We start from the raw sequence: 24,322 nt of genomic DNA, 5'->3' as shown, positions 1-24,322 counted from the left end.
GTAAATTAGGAGCGCAATACGAATATACAATTATATTATTTTGATGAAGAAATATCATATCAATCCAGATATCAAAAAGGCTGAAACGCTTCCTGCCTTGTTTTACAAGGACACAGCTACTTTTGAGATTTCAAAGGAACAAATATTTCTTAAGTCGTGGCAATTTATTGGTGATGAAAACTTAGTGAGACAACCTCAATCTGTATATCCATTTGTGTTGTTAGATTCGTTTTTAACCGAACCAATGTTGTTAACTCGTGACAAAGATGAACATATAAGTTGTTTGACAAATGTTTGTACGCATCGAGGAAATGTGGTGGCATTACATTCTGGAAAATCAAAAAAACTAACGTGCATGTATCATGGTAGACGCTTCAACCTTAAAGGTGAATTTGAACATATGCCAGAATTTAATGATGCAGAAGACTTTCCAAGACCATGTGATAATTTACATCAATTTCCTTTAAGAAAATTTGGACCATTGTTATTTGCTGGCTTAAATCCTTTATTTGATTTTCAAAAAGTGATTGATAAAATGAATGAACGTATTGGGTTTTTACCTCTTGATGAATTCAGTCTGGATAATTCCCTTTCAAAAGACTTTTTAGTGCATGCACATTGGGCATTATATTGCGATAATTATTTAGAAGGGTTTCATGTCCCTTTTGTACACGAAGATTTAAATGCTGTGCTAGATTATGGAAGTTACAAAACAGAAGTTTATGAATATTGCAATTTACAAATAGGCTATACAGATGAAGCTACTGAAGTTTTTGATTTACCTAAAGACCATATAGATTATGGCAAAAATGTAGCAGCTTATTATTATTGGGTATTTCCAAATATGATGTTTAATTTTTACCCTTGGGGACTATCAGTAAACATTGTAAAACCCCTTGATATAAATCGTACAAAGGTGTCTTTTATCTCTTATGTATACAATCCATCTAAACTTGACAAAGGCGCAGGAAGTAGTCTTGAAAAAGTAGAACGTGAAGATGAATTTGTTGTTGAACATGTACAAAAGGGTGTGCGTTCATCATTTTATAAAGCTGGACGATTTTCACCTACAAGAGAACAAGGTGTGCATCATTTTCATAGTTTGCTTGCTAGATTTCTAAACGCTTAAAATTCTTCTAAAAATTCTTAATGATTCGCTTTGCTTTAGTTAAATTTGGCATATTATTATGCCTAATAAAAATAAAGGTTGATTATTAATGAAATGAGGAACTAGTGAAATGAGCATTTATGCGAATTACATCTGACCTCTAAAACAATATTATCTATCAGATGAAACCAGATTTATTTGAAGCTCCAGATTACTACAATTTAGATGAGCTTTTATCAGAAGAACATAAGTTAGTGCGCGATGCTGCCAGAGAATGGGTAAAACGTGACGTATCTCCAATTATAGAGGAATATGCACAAAAGGCTGAATTCCCTTCTCAAATTATAAATGGATTAGCAGAAATTGGTGCTTTTGGACCATACATTCCAATGGAATATGGAGGCGCTGGACTAGACCAAATATCGTATGGATTAATTATGCAAGAAATTGAACGTGGTGATTCTGGCGTAAGAAGCACTGCCTCTGTTCAATCATCATTAGTAATGTATCCTATTTGGAAATATGGGAACGAAGAACAACGTCAAAAATACCTGCCAAAATTAGCTTCAGGAGAATGGATTGGTTGTTTTGGTTTAACCGAACCTGACCATGGTAGTAATCCTTCTGGAATGGTCACTAACTTCAAAGATAAAGGTGATCATTACCTATTAAATGGTGCTAAAATGTGGATTTCAAATGCTCCTTTTGCACAAGTTGCAGTCGTTTGGGCTAAGAATGAAGAAGGCAGAATCCACGGATTGATTGTTGAACGTGGTATGGAAGGGTTTTCTACACCTGAAACACATAACAAATGGTCTTTACGCGCAAGCGCTACTGGAGAACTTATTTTTGATAATGTAAAAGTGCCTAAAGAAAATTTATTGCCTAATAAATCTGGATTGGGAGCACCTCTTGGATGCTTAGATTCTGCACGTTATGGAATTGCTTGGGGAGCTATTGGTGCTGCAATGGATTGTTACGACACAGCACTTAGATATAGTAAAGAACGTATACAGTTTGGAAAGCCTATTGGTCAATTTCAATTGCAACAAAAGAAATTAGCAGAAATGATTACTGAAATTACCAAAGCGCAATTATTAACATGGCGCCTTGGTGTATTGCGTAATGAAGGTAAAGCGACTTCAGCACAAATTTCTATGGCAAAACGCAATAATGTAGATATGGCAATTAATATTGCTAGAGAAGCTAGACAAATGCTAGGAGGTATGGGGATTACAGGAGAATATTCAATTATGCGCCACTCTATGAATTTAGAAAGCGTTATTACATATGAAGGTACTCATGATATTCATTTGCTAATTACAGGTTTAGATATTACTGGCTTGAATGCTTTTAAATAAAATACTATGTTTAAAAAAATTATACAGTTAGTTTTAATAATATTACCTTTTTTAGGGTTTTCACAAAATAAGTCATTTGAAGAAGTAAATATTGACGCCTTCATTAACGAAACTCAATATAGTGGAGATTCAGCTAATGACTTAGAGGTTATTTGGTGGATTCCAACTGAATATTGGAATGTGATTTTTGCTCAAGACCCAATGGCTTCTGCAGCTGAGCTTGATGCTATTACCGATATGCTTAAAGAATTTGTTATTGTAATAACAATAAAGGGTAAAATGGGTGTGTTTGGTGGAATTACTTATGACAAAAAAGAAAATATTAGATCCTTAACCGAGGTTAGTATTAATGGTGAGAACCTTTCAATGATTGAAGAAGATAACATTACACCAGATATGGTTAATTTTGTTGGAATGATTAAACCCATGATGGAGAATATGATTGGGCCAATGGGAGAAAACATGCAGGTGATGCTATTTGAAAACCCAAAAAACAAATCGTTGTTACCTATTAATCCTTATTCTACCGATGAATTGAAATTTTCATTAGGTGACTTTGAAAAAAAGGTTAAATTACCTTTAAGTTGTTTATTAGAGGACAAACAATGTCCTGATGACAATGAAGCTTTAAATGGTAAGTGGAATTTCTGTCCAATCCACGGAAGTAAGCTTATAAATAAAAAGCAATAATACATACTATCAGAAAAGTGAGTTTTAAAACTCGCTTTTTTTATTGATATTTACATCATGTCATCAAAGAAACGATTAGATAGAGCTTATAAAAATGCTAAAATTCTAAATTTTAACGACTCTAGTAAATTCATTTTATTTAGTGATTGCCATAGAGGCGATAATAGTTTTGCCGATGATTTTGCTAATAATCGGAATATTTATTTCCATGCCTTAAAGCATTATTATGCAGAAGGCTTTCAATATTGTGAACTAGGTGATGGTGATGAATTATGGGAAAATATATCTTTCGAGCCCATCTTAGAAGCACATAAAAACGTGTATATGCTTATGAAACAATTTCATGAGCAAGAACGTTTGCACATGATTTGGGGAAATCATGATATGGTGTATCGTGACCCAAAATATGTTGAGAAGCATTTATCTACCTATTTTGATGAAAAAATAGGGGAAGATGTTGAGCTATTTTGCAATATCCAATATCATGAAGGAATTATTTTAAAGCATTCAGAAACTAATCAAGAGTTATTTTTAACGCACGGTCATCAAGCAGATTGGTGGAATTATACGTTTTGGAGATGGAGTCGATTTTTAGTTCGTGTTTTGTGGAAACCACTAAATGTTATGGGAATTGCAGACCCTACAAGTCCAGCAAAAAATTACAAAGAACTTATTAAGGTTGAACGTAGAACAAAAAAATGGATTGCCGAGAATAATAACTTAATAACCATCGTAGGTCATACACATAGACCTCGTTTTCCAGAACCAGGTGATATTGCTTTTTTTAATGATGGTAGCTGTGTACATCCAAGAAGCATTACTGGTATTGAAATTGAAAATGGTGAAATCTCACTAATTAAATGGCAAATTTCCACAACAGATAGTGGCACTCTTAAGATTGTAAGAGTACTTTTGGAAGGGCCTCAAAAACTAATTGATTATAAAACGGAGTGATTTAACTCTCAGGAGCCAGTTCTACTTTTAAACCGTTCATTTCTGGTGTCATTTGAATTTGACAACCTAAGCGAGAATTATCTTTTACATAAAATGCTTCAGAAAGCATAGCATCTTCATCATCTTGCTTTTCAGGTAATTCTGTATCACTTAACACATAGCATTGGCAAGAAGCACACATTGCCATACCACCGCAAACACCTATAGTACCTTCTGGTGCAAGCTCATAAGCACGAACTACCTCCATTAAATTCATTGCCATGTCTGTAGGTGCATCAATATTATGAGAAACACCTTCTCTATCTATAATTGTAACTTTTATATCTTGACTATTTCCCACTAATTAATTTTTTTAACAACAGCTTTTGGTGCTTCTTTTCTTGTGCCATCAAATCCATCAATACCGCTTACAGTCGTATATTTTAATACATATTTCTTGCCAGGATTAATTATTTGATAAGCAGCTTGACACATTAGTGTAGCCTCATGGAAACCACACAAAATTAATTTCAATTTCCCAGGATACGTATTTACATCTCCAATAGCAAAAACCCCAGGAATATTAGTCTGGTAATCTAAAGCATTATTAACCTTAATAGCATTTTTTTCAATTTCCAGTCCCCAATTTGCAATGGGGCCAAGTTTTGGAGACAAACCAAAAAGAGGTATAAAATAGTCACACTCAATATTAAATTCTTTGTCCTCTTCACCAGATTGCTTGACTGTGACACCACTTACATGAGTATCATCACCAACAATGTCAATAACCTCAGCTGGAGTTACAAGGTTTATTCTTCCTTGATTTTTTAATTCTTGAACTTTTTCAACAGAATCTAAATGACCTCTAAATTCATTTCTTCTATGAATTAGTGTAATACTAGATGCAACATCACTCAAAAAGATACTCCAATCTAAGGCTGAATCTCCTCCACCTGCGATAACGACACTCTTATTTCTATAGATTTCTGGGTCTTTAATTATGTACTCAACTCCTTTATCTTCAAAGTCTGTAATATTCGGTATTAAAGGTTTTCGTGGTTCAAAACTACCTAAGCCTCCAGCAATAGCCACGATAGGAGCGTGATGTTTAGTCCCTTTATTTGTAGTTACAACAAATGTACCATCGTCTTGCTTTTCTATAGTTTCAGCACGCTCACCTAAGGTAAATCCAGGTTCAAACTGTTTGCATTGTTCTATCAGCTTTTCTGTTAAGTCTCCAGCAAGAATTTCGGGATATGCTGGGATATCATAGATCGGTTTTTTCGGATATATTTCAGAGCATTGTCCTCCAGGTTGTGGCAAAGCATCTATTAAATGGCATTTTAATTTTAGTAATCCTGCTTCAAAAACGGTAAATAATCCTGTAGGTCCAGCTCCAATAATAAGTATGTCTGTAGAAATCATTAAGAGTGTAATTTAAAGTCGCAAAAATAATTATTTTGGAAATAAAAAAATGTGATAAAAGTCACCTTAGATTTCTATATTAATTACGCTTTCAATTTGCGGTGCGTATTTCTTGATAGTCATTTCAACGCCAGATTTAAGTGTCATTTGATTAACGCTACAGCTTGTACAAGCGCCTTCAAGCTGCACTTTTACAAATTTATCATCTTCAATAGATAACAGCGAAATATCGCCTCCATCACTTTGTAAAAATGGACGGATTTCATCTAGTGCTTTTTCTATATTTAACCTAAGTTCTTCTGACGTCATCATAACTATTTATTTACAGCTGAACATCCAGCCATTGTGGTTATTTGTATAGCTTCAGTCGGAGGTAAATCTGTATTTCTATTTACTACTTCCTGAACTACATTCCTTGTTAAACTTTCAAAAGCTTCCTCAATAGGTGTTGCTATTTGTAATGCTGCTGGTCGCCCTACATCTCCTGCTTCTCTTACACTTTGCACCAAAGGAATTTCACCTAAGAATGGAACTTTTAAATCTTCAGCTAAATTTTTAGCTCCTTCTTTCCCAAAAATATAATATTTATTTTCTGGCAATTCTTGTGGTGTGAAATACGCCATGTTCTCTACCATTCCTAATACAGGAACGTTAATATTTTCTTGCTGAAACATAGCAACTCCTTTTTTGGCATCAGCTAAAGCCACATTTTGTGGTGTGCTCACAACTACAGCCCCAGTAATTGGAAGTGATTGCATAATACTTAAATGTATATCGCCAGTTCCAGGAGGTAAATCGATAAGTAAAAAGTCTAATTCTCCCCAAGCTGCATCAAAAATCATTTGATTTAAAGCTTTTGCTGCCATTGGACCCCTCCATATAACTGCTTGATTAGGTTGAGTAAAAAATCCGATAGATAAAATCTTTACGCCATAATTCTCGACAGGCTTCATTTTAGATTTTCCATCAATATTAACTGCTAAAGGTCTAGCCTCAGCTACATCAAACATTATAGGAATAGAAGGTCCATAAATATCTGCATCCAGAATACCAACTTTAAACCCCATTTTTGATAATGTAACTGCCATATTTGAAGTTACAGTAGATTTTCCAACACCTCCTTTTCCAGAAGCAACAGCAACAATGTTTTTAATTCCCGGTATTGAATTCCCTTTAATCTGATTTACAGACGCTGGAGGAGCTTCCACTTTTATATTCACTTTTACTTTTGCTTTTTCGTACACCAAATCGTGAATCGTTTTCATGATATCCACTTCTGTACGTTTTTTTGCTTGTAAGCTTGGATTTTTTATAGTGATGTCAACAATAACTTCATCTGCAAAAGTCACTATATTTTTAACCGCACCGCTTTCAACCATATTTTGTCCTTCACCAGGAACAGTAATAGACTCTAAAGCCTTAAATATATCTTGCTTATTTAACTTCACTTTATCTTATTTAGATTTATTCTAAGACACAAATATACTGCGAAATGTTTAAAATGAGAAGTACTTATATTGAAATGATTTATCGGTGGATTGTGTTTTATTATGCTGTCGTTTTATATAATCATATCTCCTTTGAAGGATCCCAAAAAACTTTTTCTAAGTTCTGAATTTGATTATCAACAACCTCAATGCCTTCACTCTCTAAAAGTTGCTGCATTAAATTAGTACCATCAAAATAATGTTTCCCAGTTAACAGTCCTTTTCTATTTACCACGCGATGTGCAGGAACATCTTTACCACTAGAACCATTCATGGCATAACCAACCATTCTTGCGCTTCTTGCTGCCCCTAAATATGTAGCAATAGCTCCATAACTTGTTACTTTTCCATAAGGAATAAGCTTTGCCACTTCATAAACTTTATCAAAAAAGTTAAGGGTTTCTGGCTTCATCTCTTAAATTTCTTTAATAATATTAATCAATGTAAAAACAGCTATAATTCCAGTAATAGTACCTATTATGTAGTTCATACTTTTTTGAGATGTCAACTTTTCATTTTTAATCTTATCGAAAAAGAAGATATATATGTAAAGCATTACAAATGTCCCTGAAGCTGCTCCTGCTACATAAGATATAATACTATAAGTTTCAAAAGTTAACCAGCCAAATGACGCTAAAGTCAAGGTCATATATGCTTGGTAAGGAATAGGAAATACGTTTAAAGCAGATAAAAGCATTCCTTGAAAAAATCGTCTGTGCTTACTCCTTACATTAGCCTCAACATCTGGCTTAGGTTGTTTTCTCGCTAACAACAAAAAATAGATGGTTATTAAAACGAATATGACAAAGGCTACTCGCTGAAGAATAGTAATGACTTCGGGATGATTGCTCAAATATTTTGCAAAAATAGCTGCAAGATACGTTTGTAAACACACAACAACACAAACACCAATAGAAAATAAAATGCCTCGATTTGCATCTTCTTTTAAGCTTATTTTTGCAGCTGTCATATTAAGCAATCCTGGAGGAATTACACCAACAAATGCAATAACTAAACCTAAAAAGAAGATAAAAGTAATATCCAACGTTTACTTAATTTTGAACCTAATATACGTAATTGGTTTGTTTTGCTCTAAATATTGACTTTCATAAAAAGTTTGAATGCTTGTAACTTCGTCTGGACTACCTTCTTGTTTGTACACATTATGGTTAGCATAAAGCACCTCATGACCTTCTCCATGTAATAGCCCTAATGTGTAACCATGCATAAACTCGCTGTCAGTTTTTAGGTTAACCACACCTTCTGGTTTTAATACTTTTTTGTAGCGTTTTAGAAATTCTGTATTAGTCATTCTGTGTTTTGTACGCTTGTATTTTATTTGAGGATCTGGAAAGGTTATCCAAATTTCATCTACTTCGTTTTCAGCAAATGCATATTCTATAAGTTCTATTTGTGTTCTTATAAAAGCTACATTTTCAATGTTTTCTTCAATAGCAGTTTTTGCTCCTCTCCAAAAACGAGCACCTTTAATGTCTATCCCTATGAAATTTTTTTTTGGATATTTTTTCGCCAATTCAACACTATACTCACCTTTCCCACAGCCTAATTCTAAAACTAATGGGTTATTGTTTTTAAAAAAATGTTGCCTCCAATTACCTTTTAACTTATAGCCCCCTTCAACCAAATCTACTCTAGATGGCTGAAACACATTATTAAAGGTCTCGTTTTCTTTAAACCGTTTAAGCTTATTTTTACTTCCCACTTTATCTATAAAATTTTGACAAAATTAAGCAAACAAATTAGCTTTATCTTTGTTTTTAATGAATTTGAAAAAACGAATTTTAATTGCTCCTTTAAATTGGGGGCTTGGTCATGCCACTCGCTGCATTCCAATCATTAATGCCTTACTTATTAATGGGTTTGAACCAATTATTGCTAGTGATGGTAATGCTTTATCGCTTTTACAAAAAGAATTTGCTGAATTAGAATGCATTGAATTGCCTTCTTATGATATTGAGTACTCAAAAAAAGGAAATCACTTAAGGCTTAAAATATTAAAAGATGCCCCAAGGATTTTGAAAGCCATTAAAGCTGAACATAAAATTATTCAGAATTTGGTTGCAAAAAACAATATTGATGGGATTATTTCGGATAATAGGTTTGGCGTTTACTCAAAAAAGATACCCTCTGTGTATATGACACATCAATTAAATGTCTTGAGTGGAACTACCACTTTGTTGAGTACTAAATTACACCAGAAAATCATAAAGAAATTTGACGAGTGTTGGATTCCTGATTTTGAAGGATATAATAATTTAAGTGGAGAATTAGGCCATTCTTACAACACCTTGAATACAACAAAGTATATTGGTGCTTTAAGTAGGTTTAGCAAAATGAATCTGCAAAAAAGGCATGATTTAATGATTTTATTATCTGGTCCAGAACCTCAGCGAACAATTTTAGAAAAAAAATTGCTTTTGGAATTAACAGATTATAATGGGAATGTAATTTTTATAAAAGGAGTTATTGAATCTAAACAAAAAATAATAACTCAAAATAATTTAACAATCTATAATTATATGACGTCAAAAGAACTTGAAACAACTATAAATGAAACTGATCTTATTATATCTCGTTCTGGATATACGACCATTATGGATTTAGCCAAACTAGAAAAAAAAGCGTTTTTTATTCCTACTCCAGAGCAGTTTGAGCAAGAATATTTAGCTAAAAAATTTGATAAGGAAGGTGTCGCTCCTTTTTGTTCTCAAGATAATTTCACTTTAGAGAAGTTAAACAACATAATAGCTTACAAAGGCTTTACAAATATTGAGAAAACAGCAGACTATAATGAATTATTTAGTCTTTTCGAGTGTAAATGAAAATTCACTTCCAATACCATATTCGCTTTCTACATATAATTTCTCCTCATGTGCTTCAATAATGTGTTTCACAATAGCAAGTCCTAAACCTGAACCTCCTTCTTTTCGAGAACCGCTTTTATCCACTCTATAAAAACGCTCAAATAGTCTTGGTATATAATTTTTTTCAATACCTTCTCCATTATCAGTTACCCTTACTATTACCTTATTTTTAATTAGGTTTTCTATACTAACTTCTGTAGTCCCATTTTTTTCTCCATATTTAATAGAGTTTACCACTAAATTTGATAATACTTGCTGTATACGCTCCTTATCTCCATTTACCATAATTGGATGTTTATAATCCATATCGAAGGTAAGTGCTATTTTTTTCTTGGCAGCCTTCATTTCAAGTAGTTCAAAAACATTTTCAACTAATTCTACAATATCAAATGACCCAATATCTAACCTTAAATCACCAGCTTCAAACTTGGTAATCATATCCAAATCTTTAATAATATATATTAAACGCTCAACACCTTTTTCTGCTCTTGTTAAATATTTTTCCCTAATAACTTTATCATCAGCGGCACCATCTATTAAGGTTGAAATATAACCTTGCACCATAAACAATGGTGTTTTGAGCTCGTGAGAGACATTGCCAATAAATTCTTTTCTATATTGCTCACGTATTTTAAGAGCTTCTATTTCTATTTTCTTATTCTTGGCGTATTTATCAATTTCTTGAGTTAAAGTTGCCATGTCTGTTGTTATTCTACTTGTACTAAAAGAGCTAGATTCCAATAAGGTAAGATCATCATAAATCTTTTTCACTCTCTTGTATATGAACTGTTGCACACGATACTGAATAATAAAAAAAGACGTTAAAAAACTAGCTATTGCAAAGACTGAAATAACCAATACATCAAGTGAATGTTGAGCATATAAAAAAACACTCACTAAGAGTGTTAAAATTGCAGTTATAAATATTGCCGATTTAAACGCAAATTTATATGATCTTTTAAAGGTTTTTGCCATTAACTTACAAACTTATACCCTACTCCTTTAACTGTTTTAAATGTGTTGTCACCTATTTTCTCTCTAAGTTTTCTAATGTGAACATCAATAGTTCTTCCGCCTACAACAACTTCATTTCCCCAAACTTTATCTAAAATTTCGTCTCTTTTAAATACTTTTCCTGGTTTAGAGGTCAATAAAGATAATAATTCAAACTCTTTTCTTGGCAGTACAATTTCTTTTCCTTTTAATAAAATTTTATACTCATCCCTGTCAATAGTTAAATTACCAATTTTTAAAACATTTTCTTGTTTTTCTTGCTCCTTGTAACGACGCAATAAAGCTTTAACTTTACTTACTAACACTTTAGGTTTAATAGGTTTGGTAATATAATCGTCTGCTCCTGCATCAAATCCTGCTACTTGCGAGTAATCTTCTCCCCTTGCTGTTAAAAAAGTGATGATTACATCTTTAAGTTCAGGAATTAATCTAATTTGCTCACAAGCTTCAATACCATCCATTTCAGGCATCATAACATCTAAAATAATAAGCTGTGGCTTTTCTTTCTTTGCCTTTTTTACAGCTTCTACTCCATTTTCAGCTTTAATAACTTTGTATCCTTCAGATGACAAGTTATAACCAACTATCTCTAGAATATCTGGTTCATCATCTACAAGAAGTATTTTAATGCTTTTTTTTTCCATTAATTATCATATCATATTAGATGCTGCAAAGATAAAATTAAACAAAAAGAATAAGACTAAAACGCCGTTTAATAACATTTTGGTAACATGCAAATGATATTATTTTAACCTTTTCGATAAAAAACAGTTTTTTTTAACATCATTTTGGTATAGCTTTTGCGACTGTTTTATTACTTTTACTATTAATGATTAATAGCAGAACCCTTTTTATATGAAAAAAAACTACATTTTTAAATTTTTATTTTTAACGATGCTATTTGCATCTGTGTCCTCTTATGCGCAATCTAATGATGGAATTGCTACTAAGAATACCACCGAAAATATTGAGGGTTTAACCATTTTTCCAAACCCTGTAAATAACGGAAAAGTATATATTAGTACTAAGTACAATCTTGCTAAAAATATTGAAATTTTTGATGTACTAGGCAAAAAAGTAATTTCTCAAGTGCTATATGGTAAAGAGCTTAAAATACAAGACCTTAATCCAGGTGTGTACATTTTAAAAATTAAAGAAGGAAAACTCTCTGCCACGCGTAAATTAGTAGTAAGATAATTTAATAAAACATTATATTTATGTAAAAAGCAGCCTTTTATGGTTGCTTTTTTGCGTTTAAACCTAAAATTCTTCCTATATTAGTAGTCCTTAATTAATTAAATCCTCGTTTTATGAAAAAACTTTACTTTTTATTTAGTGCCCTTATTATAACCTCTTTATCTTTTGGACAGAAAATAAATGAATTTGAACCTAACCCAGCAGGAACGGATCCATCTAATTCTACTTTTGAACTAAAAGGAACTCCAAATACTACTTTTGATTTATGGATTTTAAGCATCGAAAATGATGCTGGCTATAACGGAATTGTTGACAGAGCATCAAATGTGACTGGAAGTTTTGATGCTAATGGTTTAGCTGTTGTAACGATGCCTGATTTAGAAAATCCTTCCTTCACAGTAGTTTTAACTGATGCATTTACTGGCAGCACAGGAGATGATTTAGATCCATCAAATGATGGGACTTTTGATACTTCTTCACTTGGATCAATACTAGATGCTGTAGGAGTATCTGATTCTGGAGGTGATGACCCTACTCTATATGGAAATATACTAGGTGGAACTGATATTTTATATAATGGTGAATTCGAACCTCTTTTAGCTTTTAGAGATGGAACCACTGAAGATTGGTATAACACCGTGACAATAAATTTTGGTCAGCCAGATGAGGAAGTTGTTGTATTTGATGCAAGTGGTAATTTTGTCGATAAAAATCAGTTTGACACAGACCCTACTGGTGGGCCCTCGTATGGTACTCCAAATGCATCTAGATCAGTTGCATCAACCAAAGAAAACCAAATAGAAGGTTTTGAGTTATATCCTAACCCTTCTTCAGAAGCATTTGTAAATATTTCAAGCAACAATCGTACACCAATGAAGGTTAGTGTATTTGATATTCTTGGTAAGCAAGTAATACAAAGAACCATTACTAATAACCGTTTAAATGTTTCTAATTTAAATACAGGTGTATATATTTTAAGAGCAGAACAAGACAATGCTTTTACGACACGAAAGCTTATAATAAATTAATTTAGTTTTTTATATTTTAAAAAAGCGTTACCAATGGTGGCGCTTTTTTATTTTACATATTTTTGTCGAGAACATTATGGTACTAGCAAACAATATATTTAATATTACCTCCCAAAGTCAATTTGAGGAAATAGCTTTAAGTATTTTCAAATATCAATTTGAAAATAATAAGGTATATCGTTCGTTTTGTGATTTACTATATAAGCATCCTAGTGAAATAAAAACTGTTAAGGAGATTCCTTTTCTCCCTATACAGTTTTTTAAATCGCATCAAGTACTTAGTTCACATAAAAAAATTCAAGAAACTTTTTCAAGTAGCGGTACTACAGGACAAATAACTAGTAAGCACTTTGTAACTGATATTGCTTTGTATGAACAAAGTTTTCGAAAAGGGTTCCAACATTTTTATAGCAACATAGAAGATTATGTAGTATTGGCTTTGTTACCTTCTTATCTTGAACGTGATGGCTCATCATTAATTTATATGGTTAATGATATGATTACATATACAAAACAACCTGAGAGTGGTTTTTATTTGAATGATTTAGAAGCCTTAAAAAACACCTTAAATGACTTAGAATCACGAAATAAAAAAACCTTATTAATCGGTGTATCTTTTGCTTTATTAGATTTTGTTGAGAAATATCAACTTAAGCTCAACAATACCATCATCATGGAAACTGGTGGTATGAAAGGCAAACGAAAAGAACTCATTAGAATTGAACTACATGACGTTTTAAAACAAGGTTTTGGTGTAGATAACATACATAGCGAGTATGGCATGACTGAATTATTATCGCAAGCATATTCTAAAGGCAATAGTCTCTTTAAACCACCACCTTGGATGATAGTGTTAACTCGTGATACTGAAGACGCCTTAGCTATTCAAGAACATGGAAAAACTGGAGTCATCAACATTATCGATTTAGCAAATATCAACTCTTGTTCATTTATTGCTACGCAGGATCTTGGAAAGGTATATAAAGATGGTTCTTTTGAGGTTTTAGGACGATTTGACAACTCCGACATTAGAGGCTGTAACCTCATGGTGCTTTAATTTTTTTATTTAAAAATACTGAAAGGTTTTGTGATAAGTACGTACTTACTAATGTAGCTTGGTAAAATTGCTGCAAAAAAGAAAAATTAGGTTGGTTAGTTTTTCGAAGTCTGGTTGTTATACAACCAGACTTCTTCTTTTCATATAACTTTAAGGATATAAGTATTTCGCTTTCCTTTATTTAGAATTACATATGTATCGTTAATTAGATCGGCGGTTGTGATTTTATAATCTTCATTTACTTTTTCTTTATTGACTGATACTGAATTCTCTTTTAAAGCACGTCTTGCCTCACTGTTTGAGGCTAAAAAATTTGTTTTAGCAGCTAATGCTCCAATCATATCTAAGCCTTCATCTATATCTGATTTTGCAATATCTGCTTGTGGTACACCTTCAAACACATCTAAAAAAGTGGCTTCATCCAATGTTTTAATATCTTCCTTAAAACTCTTACTAAATAAAATATTTGATGCTTTTTCGGCATTTTTAAAATCTTCAACCGAATGTACCATACATGTAATCTCTTTTGCTAAACACTTTTGCAAAATTCGTAAATGAGGTGCTTCTTGATGCTCTTTTACTAAAGCATTAACAGCGTCTTCAGTTAAAAACGTAAATATTTTAATGTATTTAACAGCATCTTCATCACTAGAATTTAACCAATATTGATAAAACTTATATGGTGATGTTCTTTTAGCATCTAACCAAACATTTCCGCCTTCGGATTTCCCAAATTTAGACCCATCGGATTTTGTAATTAATGGACACGTAATAGCAAAACCTTTACCATTACCAATTCTTCTTATAAGTTCAGTTCCTGTAGTAATATTGCCCCATTGGTCACTTCCTCCCATTTGGATTGTACAATTATTAGTTTTGTATAGATGTAAAAAATCATACCCTTGAACTAATTGATATGTAAACTCTGTAAAGCTCATACCTTCAGAGGCTTCTGATGAAATTCTATTCTTGACAGAATCTTTACTCATCATATAATTTACAGTAATATGTTTACCAACGTCTCTAATGAAATCTAAAAACGAGAATTCTTTCATCCAATCGTAATTGTTAACCAACACCGCTGCATTTGCCGCGTCACTTTCAAAATCTAGAAAATGTGCCAATTGGTTTTTAATAGATTCTTGGTTATGGCGCAATGTTTTTTCGTCCAATAAATTACGTTCACTAGATTTTCCTGAAGGATCACCAATCATTCCTGTTGCACCGCCAACTAAAGCCACTGGTTTATGGCCACAACGTTGGTAATGCGCCAATAACATAATTGGCACCAAATTACCAATGTGCAAAGAATCGGCAGTTGGATCAAAACCAACATAAGCACTACGCATGCTTTCCATTAAATGCTCTTCAACTCCAGGCATGGTATCGTGTACCATTCCTCTCCATGTTAATTCTTCAATAAAATTCTTTGCCATTTGATTTAAAAATTTGAACAAAGATAATTTTTTAAGCAATGATGAGAAAAGAAAAAACAGTAATTTAGTTCTATGATATTAGTTACAGGCGGAACAGGTTTAGTTGGAAGTCATTTACTCTATAAATTAGTTGAAAGTGGCGAAAAAGTAAAGGCAATTTATAGGAACAAAGAAAAAATTAAAGCTGTTAAACGCGTTTTTTCTTATTATTCAACTAACTATGAAGTCTTTTTTTCAAAAATTGAGTGGATTGAAGCAACTCTAAATGATATTCCAAGCTTAGAAATTGCTTTTAAAAATGTAACTCATGTATATCATTGCGCTGCGTTTATTTCTTTTGATACTAAAGAATACCAAGCTTTAAGACAGATTAATATTGAAGGAACAGCAAACATTGTTAATATTAGCATTTCTCATAAGGTAAAAAAAATCTGCTATGTAAGTTCTATTGCAACTATTGGCAAAGAAGAAAACAACAAGTTAATTACTGAAGAAAGTCACTGGAATCCTGAGGCAGAACAAAGTGTTTATGCTATTACAAAATATGGTGCCGAAATTGAAGTGTGGCGAGGCACTCAAGAAGGTTTAAATGCTGTTATTGTAAATCCAGGTATTATTATAGGCCCTGGTTTTTGGAAAGGTGGTGGAAGTGGTAGTTTGATTAAGATGGTTTATAGAGGTGTTTCTAGATTTACAAAAGGTATTACTGGCTATGTGGATGTTATGGATGTTGTTAATTCGATGATGCAATTAATGGAGAGCAACATAACTAATGAGCGATTTATTTTAGTATCTGAAAATTTATCTTACCAAGATTTTTTCACAAAAACAGCAACCCACTTAAAAGTTAATGCTCCAAATAAAGAAGCTTCAAAATTTTTATTAAGTCTAGCTTGGAGATTAGATTGGTTACGTAGTTTTTTATTGAACAAAAAGCGTCGCCTTTTTAAACAGACTACCAAAACGATTACTAGAAAAGCATATTTTAGCAATAAAAAAATAACAGAAGCCTTAAACTATCGTTTTAAAACTATTGACGAATCTCTAACTGAGACGTGTCAATTTTTTTTAAAGGAATTGTAGAGATTCCTTTCTTATTAAGCGAATCTCTTTGATCTCGTAATTCTTTTCTTTGTTCAGCTTCAATATTATTAAGTGAGTCTAAATGTTCTTTTTCTTTGGTTAGTCGCGCTTTAACGTTATTATAAATTTCCTCGTAAGTATCTAAATTATATGCATAATACTCATTACTTAAAACAAATTGTATACTATCTATGTCGTATTTCTCGAATATAAAACTTTCTGGCATGATGCCATTATTTTCAAGCACTTTCTTATTCACTCCTTTTGAAGCTGTTAAAATTGACATATCGTATAATATGTTAACCATTTTTTCCTTTTTAATCAAGTTTTTAGGTTTTTTTGGTTTTTCAATACGATTAGAATTACAACCTATACAAACTAAAATACATACAATCGCAAAAATTTTATAATGCTTCATTACCTATTAAAAGTTAATCGTTTGGCGGCTTTTACCTCATGGAAATTTGAATTCTCATAAACTAATTGTCCATTTACCAAAGTATGTGTTATCCTCGATTTAAACGTTGTCCCTTCAAAAGGAGACCATTTACATTTATACAGCACATTCTCTTTTTCTACAGTCCAAGGATCATTATCATCAACAATCACAATATCTGCAAAATAACCTTCCTTAAGATAGCCTCTTTTTTCTATCTGAAACAATATCGCTGGGTTATGGCACATCTTCTCAACTAATTTCTCAATAGAAATCCTTCCTTGATGATGTGCTTCAAACATAGCTACAAGTGCATGTTGTACTAATGGTCCTCCAGAAGGTGCTTTTGTATAAACGTTATTTTTTTCCTCTAAAGTATGTGGGGCATGATCGGTAGCAATAACATCAAGTCTATCATCTAATAATGCTTCCCATAATTGGTCTCTGTCAGTTTCTGTTTTAACCGCAGGATTCCACTTGATTAAAGCCCCTTTTTCATCGTAATCTTTGTCTGAAAACCATAAATGGTGTATACAAACTTCTGCTGTGATTTTTTTATCTCTCAACGGAATTTTATTAGAGAACAAGTTTGTTTCTTTTCCAGTAGATAAATGAAATACGTGTAGTCTCGCTCCGGTTTTCTTTGCAAGTTCTATAGCTTTAGAAGAAGATAAATAGCAAGCTTCTTCACTTCTAATAATTGGATGGTATTTTAATGGAATATCATCTCCATATTTTTCTACATATTGTTTTGTGTTCTTTCTTATTGTCGCTTCATCTTCACAATGCACACTAATTAGTAAACTTGTGCTTGAAAATATTTTTTCCAATACTTCAGGATTGTCTACCAACATATTCCCTGTGGAAGAGCCTAGAAAAAGTTTCAAGCCAGCAACGTTTTTTGCATCTACTTTTAAAATCTCCTCTAAATTGTCATTAGTTCCACCAAACATAAAAGAGTAATTTACAAACGATGTTTTAGAAGCAATTTCAAATTTATCTTCCAATTTCTCAATAGTGGTCGTTTGAGGATTTGTATTAGGCATTTCTATAAATGAAGTAATTCCTCCTGCAGCTGCAGCTCTAGATTCTGTAGCAATAGTTGCTTTATGTGTTAACCCTGGCTCTCGAAAATGCACTTGGTCGTCAATAACTCCTGGTAGTACATATTTATTTTTAGCATCTATTATTTGAGCATCTAATACATTAATTGAATTACTTATTTCTTTAATAACTTCACCTTCAGTTAAAATATCTCCATTAGTAATGCGTCCTTCGTTTACTATTCTAGCATTTTTAATAAGTACTTTTTTATTACTCATGTTATCTTTTTCTAAATAAACTTTTAAACTTCATAGAAATAACTCCAAATATAGCCTCAGAAATTATGCCACTGCTTAATTTTGATTCACCTTTTGTTCTATCAGTGAAAATCACAGGAACTTCAGTGATTTTAAAGTTTTGCAGATAAGCCTTAAATTTCATTTCAATTTGAAATGCATAACCTACAAACTTCACTTTATCTAAACCAACACTCTCTAGAACTTTTCTTTTGTAACATACAAAACCCGCAGTAGTATCATGAATTTTCATTCCAGTAATTATGCGTACATATTTTGATGCTAAATAGGATAGTAAAACTCTTGACATTGGCCAATTAACAACATTCACACCTGTGGCATATCTAGACCCAATAGACATATCGGCGCCATCAATATAGCATGCTTCATATAATTTTGGAAGGTCTTTTGGATTATGAGAAAAATCAGCATCCATTTCGAAAATATAATTATATCCTTTTTCTAAGCACCATTTAAACCCATGAATATAAGCAGTTCCTAAACCAGATTTTTCCTTCCTAACTTCTAAAAACAGATGTTCTTTAAACTCTTTTTGAAGTTCTTTTACTTTTAATGCCGTCAAATCTGGAGAGTTATCATCAACAACCAAAACATGAAATCTCTTTTCTAATGAAAATGTTGCCCTAATAATGGCTTCAATATTCTCAATTTCATTAAAAGTTGGTATAATAACAATTGCGTCTTGCATTAAAAAACTAATTTTAGCAAAAGTAAGTTTTTTACAGCATTAATTTTATAGAAATATTCTTCATAATTTAGCAATTATGTTACGCGAAATAATCTCAAACGAGTGGTTTACTGTTTTCTTTGTTTTATGCCTATCTATTTTAGCATTGGCTAAACGATCTTTTTCGACAAGGTTTAATGACTTTTTATTGCTTGTAAGTAACTCAAAGTATTTAAAAATATATGCTAGAGACCAAAAATTTATTGATCAATTTGATGCTTTATTATTTATAAATTTAATTATTTCATTATCTCTTTTTTGTTTTTTAGGCTATTCAACCTTTGTAGAAAATATTACTTTTAACATAATCTTGTTCTTAAAAATTTTATTAGGTATTGGAGCTATCATCCTTATTAAAGTTTTATTAGAACGTATTATTGGGAGTCTTTTTGAAATAGATACACTCATGGATTCATATCTTTTTCAAAAAACAAATTACAAGAATTTTACTGGATTATTATTGCTTCCCATTAATATATTGTTAGTGTTTACTATTCCTTTAAGCGTCAATGTCTTTTTTGTAATATTTGGATTATTATTCTTAATCAACTTAATAGGCTTTATTACATCTTTTAAAACGCACCAAAAAACAATAATAAATAACATTTTCTATTTTATTTTGTATCTTTGCGCACTTGAAATCGCACCTTATGTAATTTTATATAAGCTATTTATTAATAGTTAATTAAGTGTAAAAGCTAAGTCAACCTATGAAAGTAAAAACAATTTTGGTTTCTCAACCAGAGCCTAAAGTAGAAAATTCTCCTTACTTTGATTTACAAGAAAAGCAACGTGTAAAAATTGACTTTAGACCTTTTATTCATGTTGAGGGTGTCTCTGCAAAAGAAATAAGATTACAAAAAGTAGATCTTAGTAGCTATACTGCAATTATTTTAACCAGTAGAAATGCTGTAGACCATTTTTTTAGAGTAGCAGATGAAATGCGCTTTAAAGTTCCTGACACTATGAAATATTTTTGTCAATCGGAAGCTGTTGCGTTCTATTTACAGAAATATGTTGTGTATAGAAAAAGAAAAATTTATGTTGGAAAGCGCAATTTTCCAGATTTAACACCTTTAATTAAGAAGTATAAAGATGAAAAATTTTTACTTCCAACAACAGATAAAGTAAAGCCTTTAGTTCCTGAAACTTTAAATAGTTTAGGAGTCGTATGGAAACAAGCAACTTTCTACAAAACTGTGATTAGTGATTTATCTGATTTGGCTAATGTGTATTATGATGTTTTAGTGTTTTTTAGCCCTTCAGGGATTGATTCTCTATTCCATAATTTTCCTGATTTTCAGCAAAAGGAAACACGAATTGCTGTTTTTGGAAATACAACCATTGAAGCAGTTGAAAACAAAGGATTAAGAGTGGACATTGCTGCTCCAACTCCTGAAACGCCATCCATGACTATGGCTTTAGAAAAATATATTCAAACGGTTAATAAAAAGTAACTTAACTTATTATACTTTATATAAAAAAGGGTGATTTTAATAAATCACCCTTTTTTATATAAAGTATGTCTAGGTATCTTACCTTACATTAGGAGCTCCTGCTAAAATTTCTTCATTAGCAAACTCCTCAAATTTCTTGAAATTTTCTCTAAATGATTGAGCTAATTTATCAGCTGTATCATAATAGCCTTTGTCATTATTCCAAGTTTGTCTTGGACTTAATACGTCAGATGGTACATTTGGGCATGTTCTAGGCTGCGCAACTTTAAAAACTGTATGAATATCATAATTATCTTTATTTGCTGCTTCTAAAGATCCATCCATAGCAGCAGTAATCATTGCTCTTGTATATTTAAGTTTCATTCTAGTTCCGACACCGTAAGGACCTCCAGTCCATCCAGTATTAACTAACCAAACATTTACACCTGCTTCTTGCATTTTTTTACTAAGCATTTCGGCATATTTTGTTGGGTGTAATGGCATAAATGGTGCTCCAAAACAAGCTGAAAAACTAGGTAAAGGCTCATCAATTCCAGCTTCAGTTCCAGCAACTTTTGCCGTATATCCAGAAATAAAATGGTAAGCTGCTTGTCCTGGAGTTAATTTTGAAATTGGAGGTAAAACTCCAAAAGCATCTGCTGTTAAAAAGAAAATGTTTTTTGGATTTTTACCTATTGAAGGTGTTTGAATATTATCAATATGATAAATTGGATAGCTTACCCTTGTATTTTGAGTAATTGAAATATCTTTAAAATCTACATTCTTATCTTTATCTAGAATGACATTTTCAAGTATAGCACCTCTCTTAATTGCATCATATATTTCAGGCTCGTTATCTCTTGTTAAATTAATAACCTTGGCATAACAACCTCCTTCAAAATTAAAAACAGTGTTTTCATTAGTCCAACCGTGTTCATCATCTCCAATTAAACTTCTATTTGGATCTGTAGATAAGGTTGTTTTACCTGTTCCCGAAAGTCCAAAGAAAATAGCTGTATCTCCATCTTTACCTACATTTGCACTACAATGCATAGGCAACGTATTCTTAAATACTGGTAATTCAAAATTTAATGCTGAAAAAATTCCTTTTTTAATTTCTCCAGTATACCCTGTACCTCCAACAATAGCAGTTTTTCTAGTAAAGTCTAAAATCGCAAAATTATGTTGACGCGTTTTATCTACCTCTGGAATTGCCATGAAACTAGGAGCATTAATAACTGTCCATTCTGGTTCAAAACCTTCTAACTGTTTCTCAGTTGGGCGTAAAAACATATTATAAGCAAACATGTTACTCCAAGGATACTCATTAATTACTCGAATATTTGTATGATAATTCTCGTCGGCACATGCATAACAGTCTCTAACATAAACTTCTTTATCGGAAAGATAATTAGTTATTTTATCATACAATTTTTGAAACGCATCACTCTCAAAAGGAATATTAATATTTCCCCACCAAACTCTATCTCTAGTAATATCGTCTTTTACGATAAACCGATCTTTAGGAGAACGACCTGTAAATTCGCCTGTATTAATAGCTAATGCTCCTGAGGAAGTTTCCGTACCTAAACCTTTAGCTATTGTTATATCGTGAAGTTGGTCTGGAGTTAATTGATAATTTACTTTTGCATTTGTGATTCCATATTTTTCTAACGAAATCGATTTCGAAGTATGGGTGTTATCCACCATAATTATGTGTGTTGTTTAAAGTACAAAAATATAAATTTTTATAAAAGCATGATTTAAAAACTTAATATTATTATTCTTTAATTTTAATAAAACTTATAAGCATAACGATCCAAGATAGAATAAGCAAGAAACCTCCTATTGGAGTTATAAAAGCAATAGATTTAAAATCGAAAGATGTAAGTGTATTAGTTGCTAAACCATAAATGGATCCCGAAAACAATATTACTCCTATAATAACTAAATAAAGTATTCCTTTTTTTAAGTTCGTTTTTAAATAGGCTGTATGTGCTACAAACAATAACAATAGAGCATGATACATTTGATAACGAACACCTACTTGAAATGTTTCGATTGCATCTTTGTCGACTACTTTCTCTAATCCATGCGAAGCAAAAGCTCCTAAAATAATAGCAATTACTCCAAAAACACTTCCCGTAATTAGTAGTTTTTTGTTCATATTAAAATCTGTTTTATATTTTTATAACACCTACAATTTACTACATTCGTAGTAGCAAAAAATCAAAATTACGCAACTAAATTGACTATGCGAAACATATTAGTTATAGGTTCTGGAAAATCATCATCTTATTTAATAAAATACTTTTTAGATAAATCTGAATCTGAAAACCTACATATTACAATTGGAGATATTTCTTCTAAAAATGCTAAAAAACTTATTGGAAATCATAAAAACGCTAATGCTATTGCACTTGATGTTTTTGATAAAGAAGCTAGATCTAGCGCAATAAATACTGCAGATATTGTTGTGTCCATGCTTCCTGCAAGATACCATATTGAAGTAGCAAAAGATTGTATCAAGTTTGGTAAAAATATGGTCACTGCATCTTATGTAAGTGAGGAGATGCAGGCTTTAGATGATTCAGCAAAGAATAAAGGTCTTATTTTTATGAATGAAATAGGTGTGGATCCAGGAATTGACCATATGAGCGCCATGCAAGTTATTGATAAAATTCGTGATAAAGGTGGTGAAGTCATTCTGTTTGAATCCTTTACTGGCGGATTAGTGGCTCCAGAAAGTGATAATAATCTTTGGAATTATAAATTTACATGGAATCCAAGAAATGTGGTCGTTGCTGGGCAAGGAGGCGCAGCAAAATTTTTACAAGAAGGCACTTATAAATACATTCCTTACCATCGTTTATTTAGACGTACCGAGTTTTTAGATGTAGATGGTTATGGTCGTTTTGAAGCTTATGCTAACCGTGATTCTTTAAAATATCAAAGCGCCTATGGTCTAGATAGTGCTAAAACTTTGTATCGTGGCACTATGCGACGTGTTGGTTTTAGTCGCGCTTGGCAAATGTTTGTAGTACTTGGAATGACTGATGATAGCTACACTATAGATGATAGTGAAAACATGAGTTATCGTGATTTTATTAATGCCTTTTTGCCATATAGTCCAACCGATTCTGTAGAGTTAAAATTTAGACATGCTCTAAAAATAGATCAAGATGATATTGTTTGGGATAAACTTGAAGAGTTAGACGTTTTTAATCCTAATAAAAGGGTTGAATTAAAAAAGGCTACACCTGCTCAAATTCTACAAAAAATACTCATGGATAGTTGGACTCTTAACGAAGATGATAAAGATATGATTGTGATGTATCATAAGTTTGGCTATGAGTTAAAAGGGGGAAAATATCAAATAGATTCTACTATGGTTTCCATTGGCGAAGACCAGACGTATACAGCTATGGCAAAAACTGTAGGGTTACCAGTAGCCATAGCTACACTTGCCATATTAAATGAAAAAATAACCACTCCAGGTGTCCAAATCCCTATTTCTAAAGAAGTATATGAACCTATTTTAAAAGAATTAGAAGACTTTGGAATTATATTTAAAGAAAAAGAAGTGCCTTATTTAGGATATAATCCTTTAAGCATATAAGCTTTCAATCTCATATCCTTTTAGTACTTTTACGTTTTA

The 24,322-nt window shown here is 32.0% G+C and carries 27 protein-coding genes; 12 read left to right on the top strand and 15 right to left on the bottom strand.

The window, feature by feature from the left end; translation table 11 throughout:
* Nucleotides 1-43: 43 nt before the first annotated feature.
* From ABGB03_RS00480 to ABGB03_RS00465, 4 genes are all read left to right on the top strand, one after another.
* Nucleotides 44-1,129: an SRPBCC family protein gene (locus tag ABGB03_RS00480; protein WP_347923899.1), complete on the top strand. Its 1,086-nt coding sequence runs from the start codon at nucleotides 44-46 to the stop codon at nucleotides 1,127-1,129.
* Nucleotides 1,130-1,290: 161 nt separating this feature from the next.
* On the top strand, nucleotides 1,291-2,469 hold the full coding sequence (locus ABGB03_RS00475) for an acyl-CoA dehydrogenase family protein (protein ID WP_347923897.1): 1,179 nt from the start codon (nucleotides 1,291-1,293) through the stop codon (nucleotides 2,467-2,469).
* Nucleotides 2,470-2,475: 6 nt separating this feature from the next.
* The gene (locus ABGB03_RS00470; protein ID WP_347923895.1) at nucleotides 2,476-3,159 is read left to right on the top strand and encodes a hypothetical protein; all 684 of its coding nucleotides are present in this window, start codon (nucleotides 2,476-2,478) and stop codon (nucleotides 3,157-3,159) included.
* Between the two features lie 57 nt (nucleotides 3,160-3,216).
* Entirely contained in the window at nucleotides 3,217-4,113 is an 897-nt protein-coding gene (locus ABGB03_RS00465; RefSeq protein ID WP_347923893.1) for a serine/threonine protein phosphatase, read from the top strand.
* Nucleotide 4,114: 1 nt separating this feature from the next.
* Here the strand turns inward: ABGB03_RS00465 and ABGB03_RS00460 are convergent, their stop codons facing one another.
* The 7 genes from ABGB03_RS00460 to trmB form a co-directional block, all read right to left on the bottom strand.
* Nucleotides 4,115-4,453 (bottom strand): 2Fe-2S iron-sulfur cluster-binding protein, encoded by a 339-nt coding sequence (locus tag ABGB03_RS00460; protein WP_347923891.1) that lies wholly within the window; start codon nucleotides 4,451-4,453, stop codon nucleotides 4,115-4,117.
* Complete coding sequence (locus tag ABGB03_RS00455; RefSeq protein ID WP_347923889.1) at nucleotides 4,453-5,517, bottom strand: NAD(P)/FAD-dependent oxidoreductase; 1,065 nt, start codon at nucleotides 5,515-5,517, stop codon at nucleotides 4,453-4,455. Before ABGB03_RS00455 ends, ABGB03_RS00460 begins: the two co-directional genes overlap by 1 nt.
* Before the next feature lie 66 nt (nucleotides 5,518-5,583).
* Nucleotides 5,584-5,826: a NifU family protein gene (locus ABGB03_RS00450; RefSeq protein WP_347926355.1), complete on the bottom strand. Its 243-nt coding sequence runs from the start codon at nucleotides 5,824-5,826 to the stop codon at nucleotides 5,584-5,586.
* A 5-nt stretch (nucleotides 5,827-5,831) separates the two neighbouring features.
* Nucleotides 5,832-6,965, bottom strand: a complete 1,134-nt coding sequence (locus tag ABGB03_RS00445) for an Mrp/NBP35 family ATP-binding protein (RefSeq protein ID WP_347923887.1) — start codon at nucleotides 6,963-6,965, stop codon at nucleotides 5,832-5,834.
* 121 nt (nucleotides 6,966-7,086) lie between these two features.
* Nucleotides 7,087-7,416, bottom strand: coding sequence for an MGMT family protein (locus ABGB03_RS00440; protein ID WP_347923885.1), 330 nt, complete (start codon nucleotides 7,414-7,416; stop codon nucleotides 7,087-7,089).
* A 3-nt stretch (nucleotides 7,417-7,419) separates the two neighbouring features.
* Complete coding sequence (locus ABGB03_RS00435) at nucleotides 7,420-8,049, bottom strand: LysE family transporter (protein ID WP_347923883.1); 630 nt, start codon at nucleotides 8,047-8,049, stop codon at nucleotides 7,420-7,422.
* A 3-nt stretch (nucleotides 8,050-8,052) separates the two neighbouring features.
* Nucleotides 8,053-8,727: a tRNA (guanosine(46)-N7)-methyltransferase TrmB gene (gene trmB / locus ABGB03_RS00430; RefSeq protein WP_347923881.1), complete on the bottom strand. Its 675-nt coding sequence runs from the start codon at nucleotides 8,725-8,727 to the stop codon at nucleotides 8,053-8,055.
* A gap of 58 nt (nucleotides 8,728-8,785) precedes the next feature.
* Between trmB and ABGB03_RS00425 the strand changes: the two genes are divergently transcribed.
* Nucleotides 8,786-9,847, top strand: a complete 1,062-nt coding sequence (locus ABGB03_RS00425) for a glycosyltransferase (RefSeq protein ID WP_347923879.1) — start codon at nucleotides 8,786-8,788, stop codon at nucleotides 9,845-9,847.
* Here the strand turns inward: ABGB03_RS00425 and ABGB03_RS00420 are convergent.
* Nucleotides 9,821-10,864, bottom strand: coding sequence for an ATP-binding protein (locus ABGB03_RS00420; RefSeq protein WP_347923877.1), 1,044 nt, complete (start codon nucleotides 10,862-10,864; stop codon nucleotides 9,821-9,823). The two genes, ABGB03_RS00425 and ABGB03_RS00420, sit on opposite strands and share 27 nt — an antisense overlap.
* Nucleotides 10,864-11,547 carry a response regulator transcription factor gene (locus ABGB03_RS00415; RefSeq protein ID WP_347923876.1) on the bottom strand — a complete coding sequence of 228 codons (684 nt, stop codon included), beginning with the start codon at nucleotides 11,545-11,547 and terminating at the stop codon, nucleotides 10,864-10,866. Before ABGB03_RS00415 ends, ABGB03_RS00420 begins: the two co-directional genes overlap by 1 nt.
* Before the next feature lie 211 nt (nucleotides 11,548-11,758).
* Between ABGB03_RS00415 and ABGB03_RS00410 the strand changes: the two genes are divergently transcribed.
* The 3 genes from ABGB03_RS00410 (at nucleotide 11,759) to ABGB03_RS00400 (ending at nucleotide 14,185) form a co-directional block, all read left to right on the top strand.
* Entirely contained in the window at nucleotides 11,759-12,100 is a 342-nt protein-coding gene (locus ABGB03_RS00410; protein ID WP_347923874.1) for a T9SS type A sorting domain-containing protein, read from the top strand.
* A gap of 113 nt (nucleotides 12,101-12,213) precedes the next feature.
* Nucleotides 12,214-13,128 carry a T9SS type A sorting domain-containing protein gene (locus tag ABGB03_RS00405; RefSeq protein ID WP_347923872.1) on the top strand — a complete coding sequence of 305 codons (915 nt, stop codon included), beginning with the start codon at nucleotides 12,214-12,216 and terminating at the stop codon, nucleotides 13,126-13,128.
* Nucleotides 13,129-13,204: 76 nt separating this feature from the next.
* On the top strand, nucleotides 13,205-14,185 hold the full coding sequence (locus ABGB03_RS00400) for an acyl transferase (RefSeq protein ID WP_347923870.1): 981 nt from the start codon (nucleotides 13,205-13,207) through the stop codon (nucleotides 14,183-14,185).
* 140 nt (nucleotides 14,186-14,325) lie between these two features.
* On the opposite strand, the gene tyrS is transcribed toward ABGB03_RS00400, so the two are convergent.
* Entirely contained in the window at nucleotides 14,326-15,621 is a 1,296-nt protein-coding gene (tyrS, locus tag ABGB03_RS00395) for a tyrosine--tRNA ligase (protein WP_347923868.1), read from the bottom strand.
* A 72-nt stretch (nucleotides 15,622-15,693) separates the two neighbouring features.
* Here tyrS and ABGB03_RS00390 point away from each other — a divergent pair, with 72 nt between their 5' ends.
* Nucleotides 15,694-16,704, top strand: coding sequence for an NAD-dependent epimerase/dehydratase family protein (locus ABGB03_RS00390; RefSeq protein ID WP_347923866.1), 1,011 nt, complete (start codon nucleotides 15,694-15,696; stop codon nucleotides 16,702-16,704).
* Here ABGB03_RS00390 and ABGB03_RS00385 read toward each other — a convergent pair.
* The 3 genes from ABGB03_RS00385 to ABGB03_RS00375 are packed head-to-tail and all read right to left on the bottom strand — an operon-like array spanning nucleotide 16,652 to nucleotide 19,189.
* Nucleotides 16,652-17,122 (bottom strand): DUF4296 domain-containing protein, encoded by a 471-nt coding sequence (locus ABGB03_RS00385; protein ID WP_347923864.1) that lies wholly within the window; start codon nucleotides 17,120-17,122, stop codon nucleotides 16,652-16,654. The two genes, ABGB03_RS00390 and ABGB03_RS00385, sit on opposite strands and share 53 nt — an antisense overlap.
* The gene (locus tag ABGB03_RS00380) at nucleotides 17,122-18,462 is read right to left on the bottom strand and encodes a dihydroorotase (RefSeq protein ID WP_347923862.1); all 1,341 of its coding nucleotides are present in this window, start codon (nucleotides 18,460-18,462) and stop codon (nucleotides 17,122-17,124) included. Before ABGB03_RS00380 ends, ABGB03_RS00385 begins: the two co-directional genes overlap by 1 nt.
* Before the next feature lies 1 nt (nucleotide 18,463).
* Nucleotides 18,464-19,189 (bottom strand): polyprenol monophosphomannose synthase, encoded by a 726-nt coding sequence (locus tag ABGB03_RS00375; RefSeq protein ID WP_347923860.1) that lies wholly within the window; start codon nucleotides 19,187-19,189, stop codon nucleotides 18,464-18,466.
* A 76-nt stretch (nucleotides 19,190-19,265) separates the two neighbouring features.
* Between ABGB03_RS00375 and ABGB03_RS00370 the strand changes: the two genes are divergently transcribed.
* A complete protein-coding gene (locus tag ABGB03_RS00370) occupies nucleotides 19,266-19,913 on the top strand; it encodes a DUF4271 domain-containing protein (RefSeq protein WP_347923858.1) in 648 nt (215 codons plus the stop codon).
* Nucleotides 19,914-19,938: 25 nt separating this feature from the next.
* Complete coding sequence (locus ABGB03_RS00365) at nucleotides 19,939-20,685, top strand: uroporphyrinogen-III synthase (protein WP_347923856.1); 747 nt, start codon at nucleotides 19,939-19,941, stop codon at nucleotides 20,683-20,685.
* Between the two features lie 78 nt (nucleotides 20,686-20,763).
* Here ABGB03_RS00365 and pckA read toward each other — a convergent pair whose 3' ends face one another.
* Together pckA and ABGB03_RS00355 are read right to left on the bottom strand one after the other, a co-directional pair.
* Nucleotides 20,764-22,374 carry a phosphoenolpyruvate carboxykinase (ATP) gene (pckA, locus tag ABGB03_RS00360; protein ID WP_347923854.1) on the bottom strand — a complete coding sequence of 537 codons (1,611 nt, stop codon included), beginning with the start codon at nucleotides 22,372-22,374 and terminating at the stop codon, nucleotides 20,764-20,766.
* 70 nt (nucleotides 22,375-22,444) lie between these two features.
* Nucleotides 22,445-22,831: a DUF423 domain-containing protein gene (locus ABGB03_RS00355; RefSeq protein ID WP_347923852.1), complete on the bottom strand. Its 387-nt coding sequence runs from the start codon at nucleotides 22,829-22,831 to the stop codon at nucleotides 22,445-22,447.
* Between the two features lie 87 nt (nucleotides 22,832-22,918).
* Between ABGB03_RS00355 and ABGB03_RS00350 the strand changes: the two genes are divergently transcribed.
* Nucleotides 22,919-24,283, top strand: a complete 1,365-nt coding sequence (locus ABGB03_RS00350) for a saccharopine dehydrogenase C-terminal domain-containing protein (protein WP_347923850.1) — start codon at nucleotides 22,919-22,921, stop codon at nucleotides 24,281-24,283.
* Nucleotides 24,284-24,322 lie beyond the last annotated feature (39 nt).

This window comes from Pontimicrobium sp. SW4 (genome assembly GCF_039954625.1).
GTDB lineage: Bacteria > Bacteroidota > Bacteroidia > Flavobacteriales > Flavobacteriaceae > Pontimicrobium.
Note: the sequence above shows the minus strand (reverse complement) of the source record. Positions and strands in the feature narration are given on the sequence as shown.

What these genes read in the sequence shown, in the direction of transcription:
- ABGB03_RS00480 (WP_347923899.1), top strand. Translation starts at nt 44, where the DNA reads ATGAAGAAATATCATATCAATCCAGATATCAAAAAGGCTGAAACGCTT.
- ABGB03_RS00475 (WP_347923897.1), top strand. Translation starts at nt 1,291, where the DNA reads ATGAAACCAGATTTATTTGAAGCTCCAGATTACTACAATTTAGATGAG.
- ABGB03_RS00470 (WP_347923895.1), top strand. Translation starts at nt 2,476, where the DNA reads ATGTTTAAAAAAATTATACAGTTAGTTTTAATAATATTACCTTTTTTA.
- ABGB03_RS00465 (WP_347923893.1), top strand. Translation starts at nt 3,217, where the DNA reads ATGTCATCAAAGAAACGATTAGATAGAGCTTATAAAAATGCTAAAATT.
- ABGB03_RS00455 (WP_347923889.1), bottom strand. Translation starts at nt 5,517, where the DNA reads ATGATTTCTACAGACATACTTATTATTGGAGCTGGACCTACAGGATTA.
- ABGB03_RS00450 (WP_347926355.1), bottom strand. Translation starts at nt 5,826, where the DNA reads ATGACGTCAGAAGAACTTAGGTTAAATATAGAAAAAGCACTAGATGAA.
- ABGB03_RS00440 (WP_347923885.1), bottom strand. Translation starts at nt 7,416, where the DNA reads ATGAAGCCAGAAACCCTTAACTTTTTTGATAAAGTTTATGAAGTGGCA.
- ABGB03_RS00425 (WP_347923879.1), top strand. Translation starts at nt 8,786, where the DNA reads ATGAATTTGAAAAAACGAATTTTAATTGCTCCTTTAAATTGGGGGCTT.
- ABGB03_RS00420 (WP_347923877.1), bottom strand. Translation starts at nt 10,864, where the DNA reads ATGGCAAAAACCTTTAAAAGATCATATAAATTTGCGTTTAAATCGGCA.
- ABGB03_RS00415 (WP_347923876.1), bottom strand. Translation starts at nt 11,547, where the DNA reads ATGGAAAAAAAAAGCATTAAAATACTTCTTGTAGATGATGAACCAGAT.
- ABGB03_RS00410 (WP_347923874.1), top strand. Translation starts at nt 11,759, where the DNA reads ATGAAAAAAAACTACATTTTTAAATTTTTATTTTTAACGATGCTATTT.
- ABGB03_RS00405 (WP_347923872.1), top strand. Translation starts at nt 12,214, where the DNA reads ATGAAAAAACTTTACTTTTTATTTAGTGCCCTTATTATAACCTCTTTA.
- ABGB03_RS00400 (WP_347923870.1), top strand. Translation starts at nt 13,205, where the DNA reads ATGGTACTAGCAAACAATATATTTAATATTACCTCCCAAAGTCAATTT.
- tyrS (WP_347923868.1), bottom strand. Translation starts at nt 15,621, where the DNA reads ATGGCAAAGAATTTTATTGAAGAATTAACATGGAGAGGAATGGTACAC.
- ABGB03_RS00390 (WP_347923866.1), top strand. Translation starts at nt 15,694, where the DNA reads ATGATATTAGTTACAGGCGGAACAGGTTTAGTTGGAAGTCATTTACTC.
- ABGB03_RS00385 (WP_347923864.1), bottom strand. Translation starts at nt 17,122, where the DNA reads ATGAAGCATTATAAAATTTTTGCGATTGTATGTATTTTAGTTTGTATA.
- ABGB03_RS00380 (WP_347923862.1), bottom strand. Translation starts at nt 18,462, where the DNA reads ATGAGTAATAAAAAAGTACTTATTAAAAATGCTAGAATAGTAAACGAA.
- ABGB03_RS00375 (WP_347923860.1), bottom strand. Translation starts at nt 19,189, where the DNA reads ATGCAAGACGCAATTGTTATTATACCAACTTTTAATGAAATTGAGAAT.
- ABGB03_RS00370 (WP_347923858.1), top strand. Translation starts at nt 19,266, where the DNA reads ATGTTACGCGAAATAATCTCAAACGAGTGGTTTACTGTTTTCTTTGTT.
- ABGB03_RS00365 (WP_347923856.1), top strand. Translation starts at nt 19,939, where the DNA reads ATGAAAGTAAAAACAATTTTGGTTTCTCAACCAGAGCCTAAAGTAGAA.
- pckA (WP_347923854.1), bottom strand. Translation starts at nt 22,374, where the DNA reads ATGGTGGATAACACCCATACTTCGAAATCGATTTCGTTAGAAAAATAT.
- ABGB03_RS00355 (WP_347923852.1), bottom strand. Translation starts at nt 22,831, where the DNA reads ATGAACAAAAAACTACTAATTACGGGAAGTGTTTTTGGAGTAATTGCT.
- ABGB03_RS00350 (WP_347923850.1), top strand. Translation starts at nt 22,919, where the DNA reads ATGCGAAACATATTAGTTATAGGTTCTGGAAAATCATCATCTTATTTA.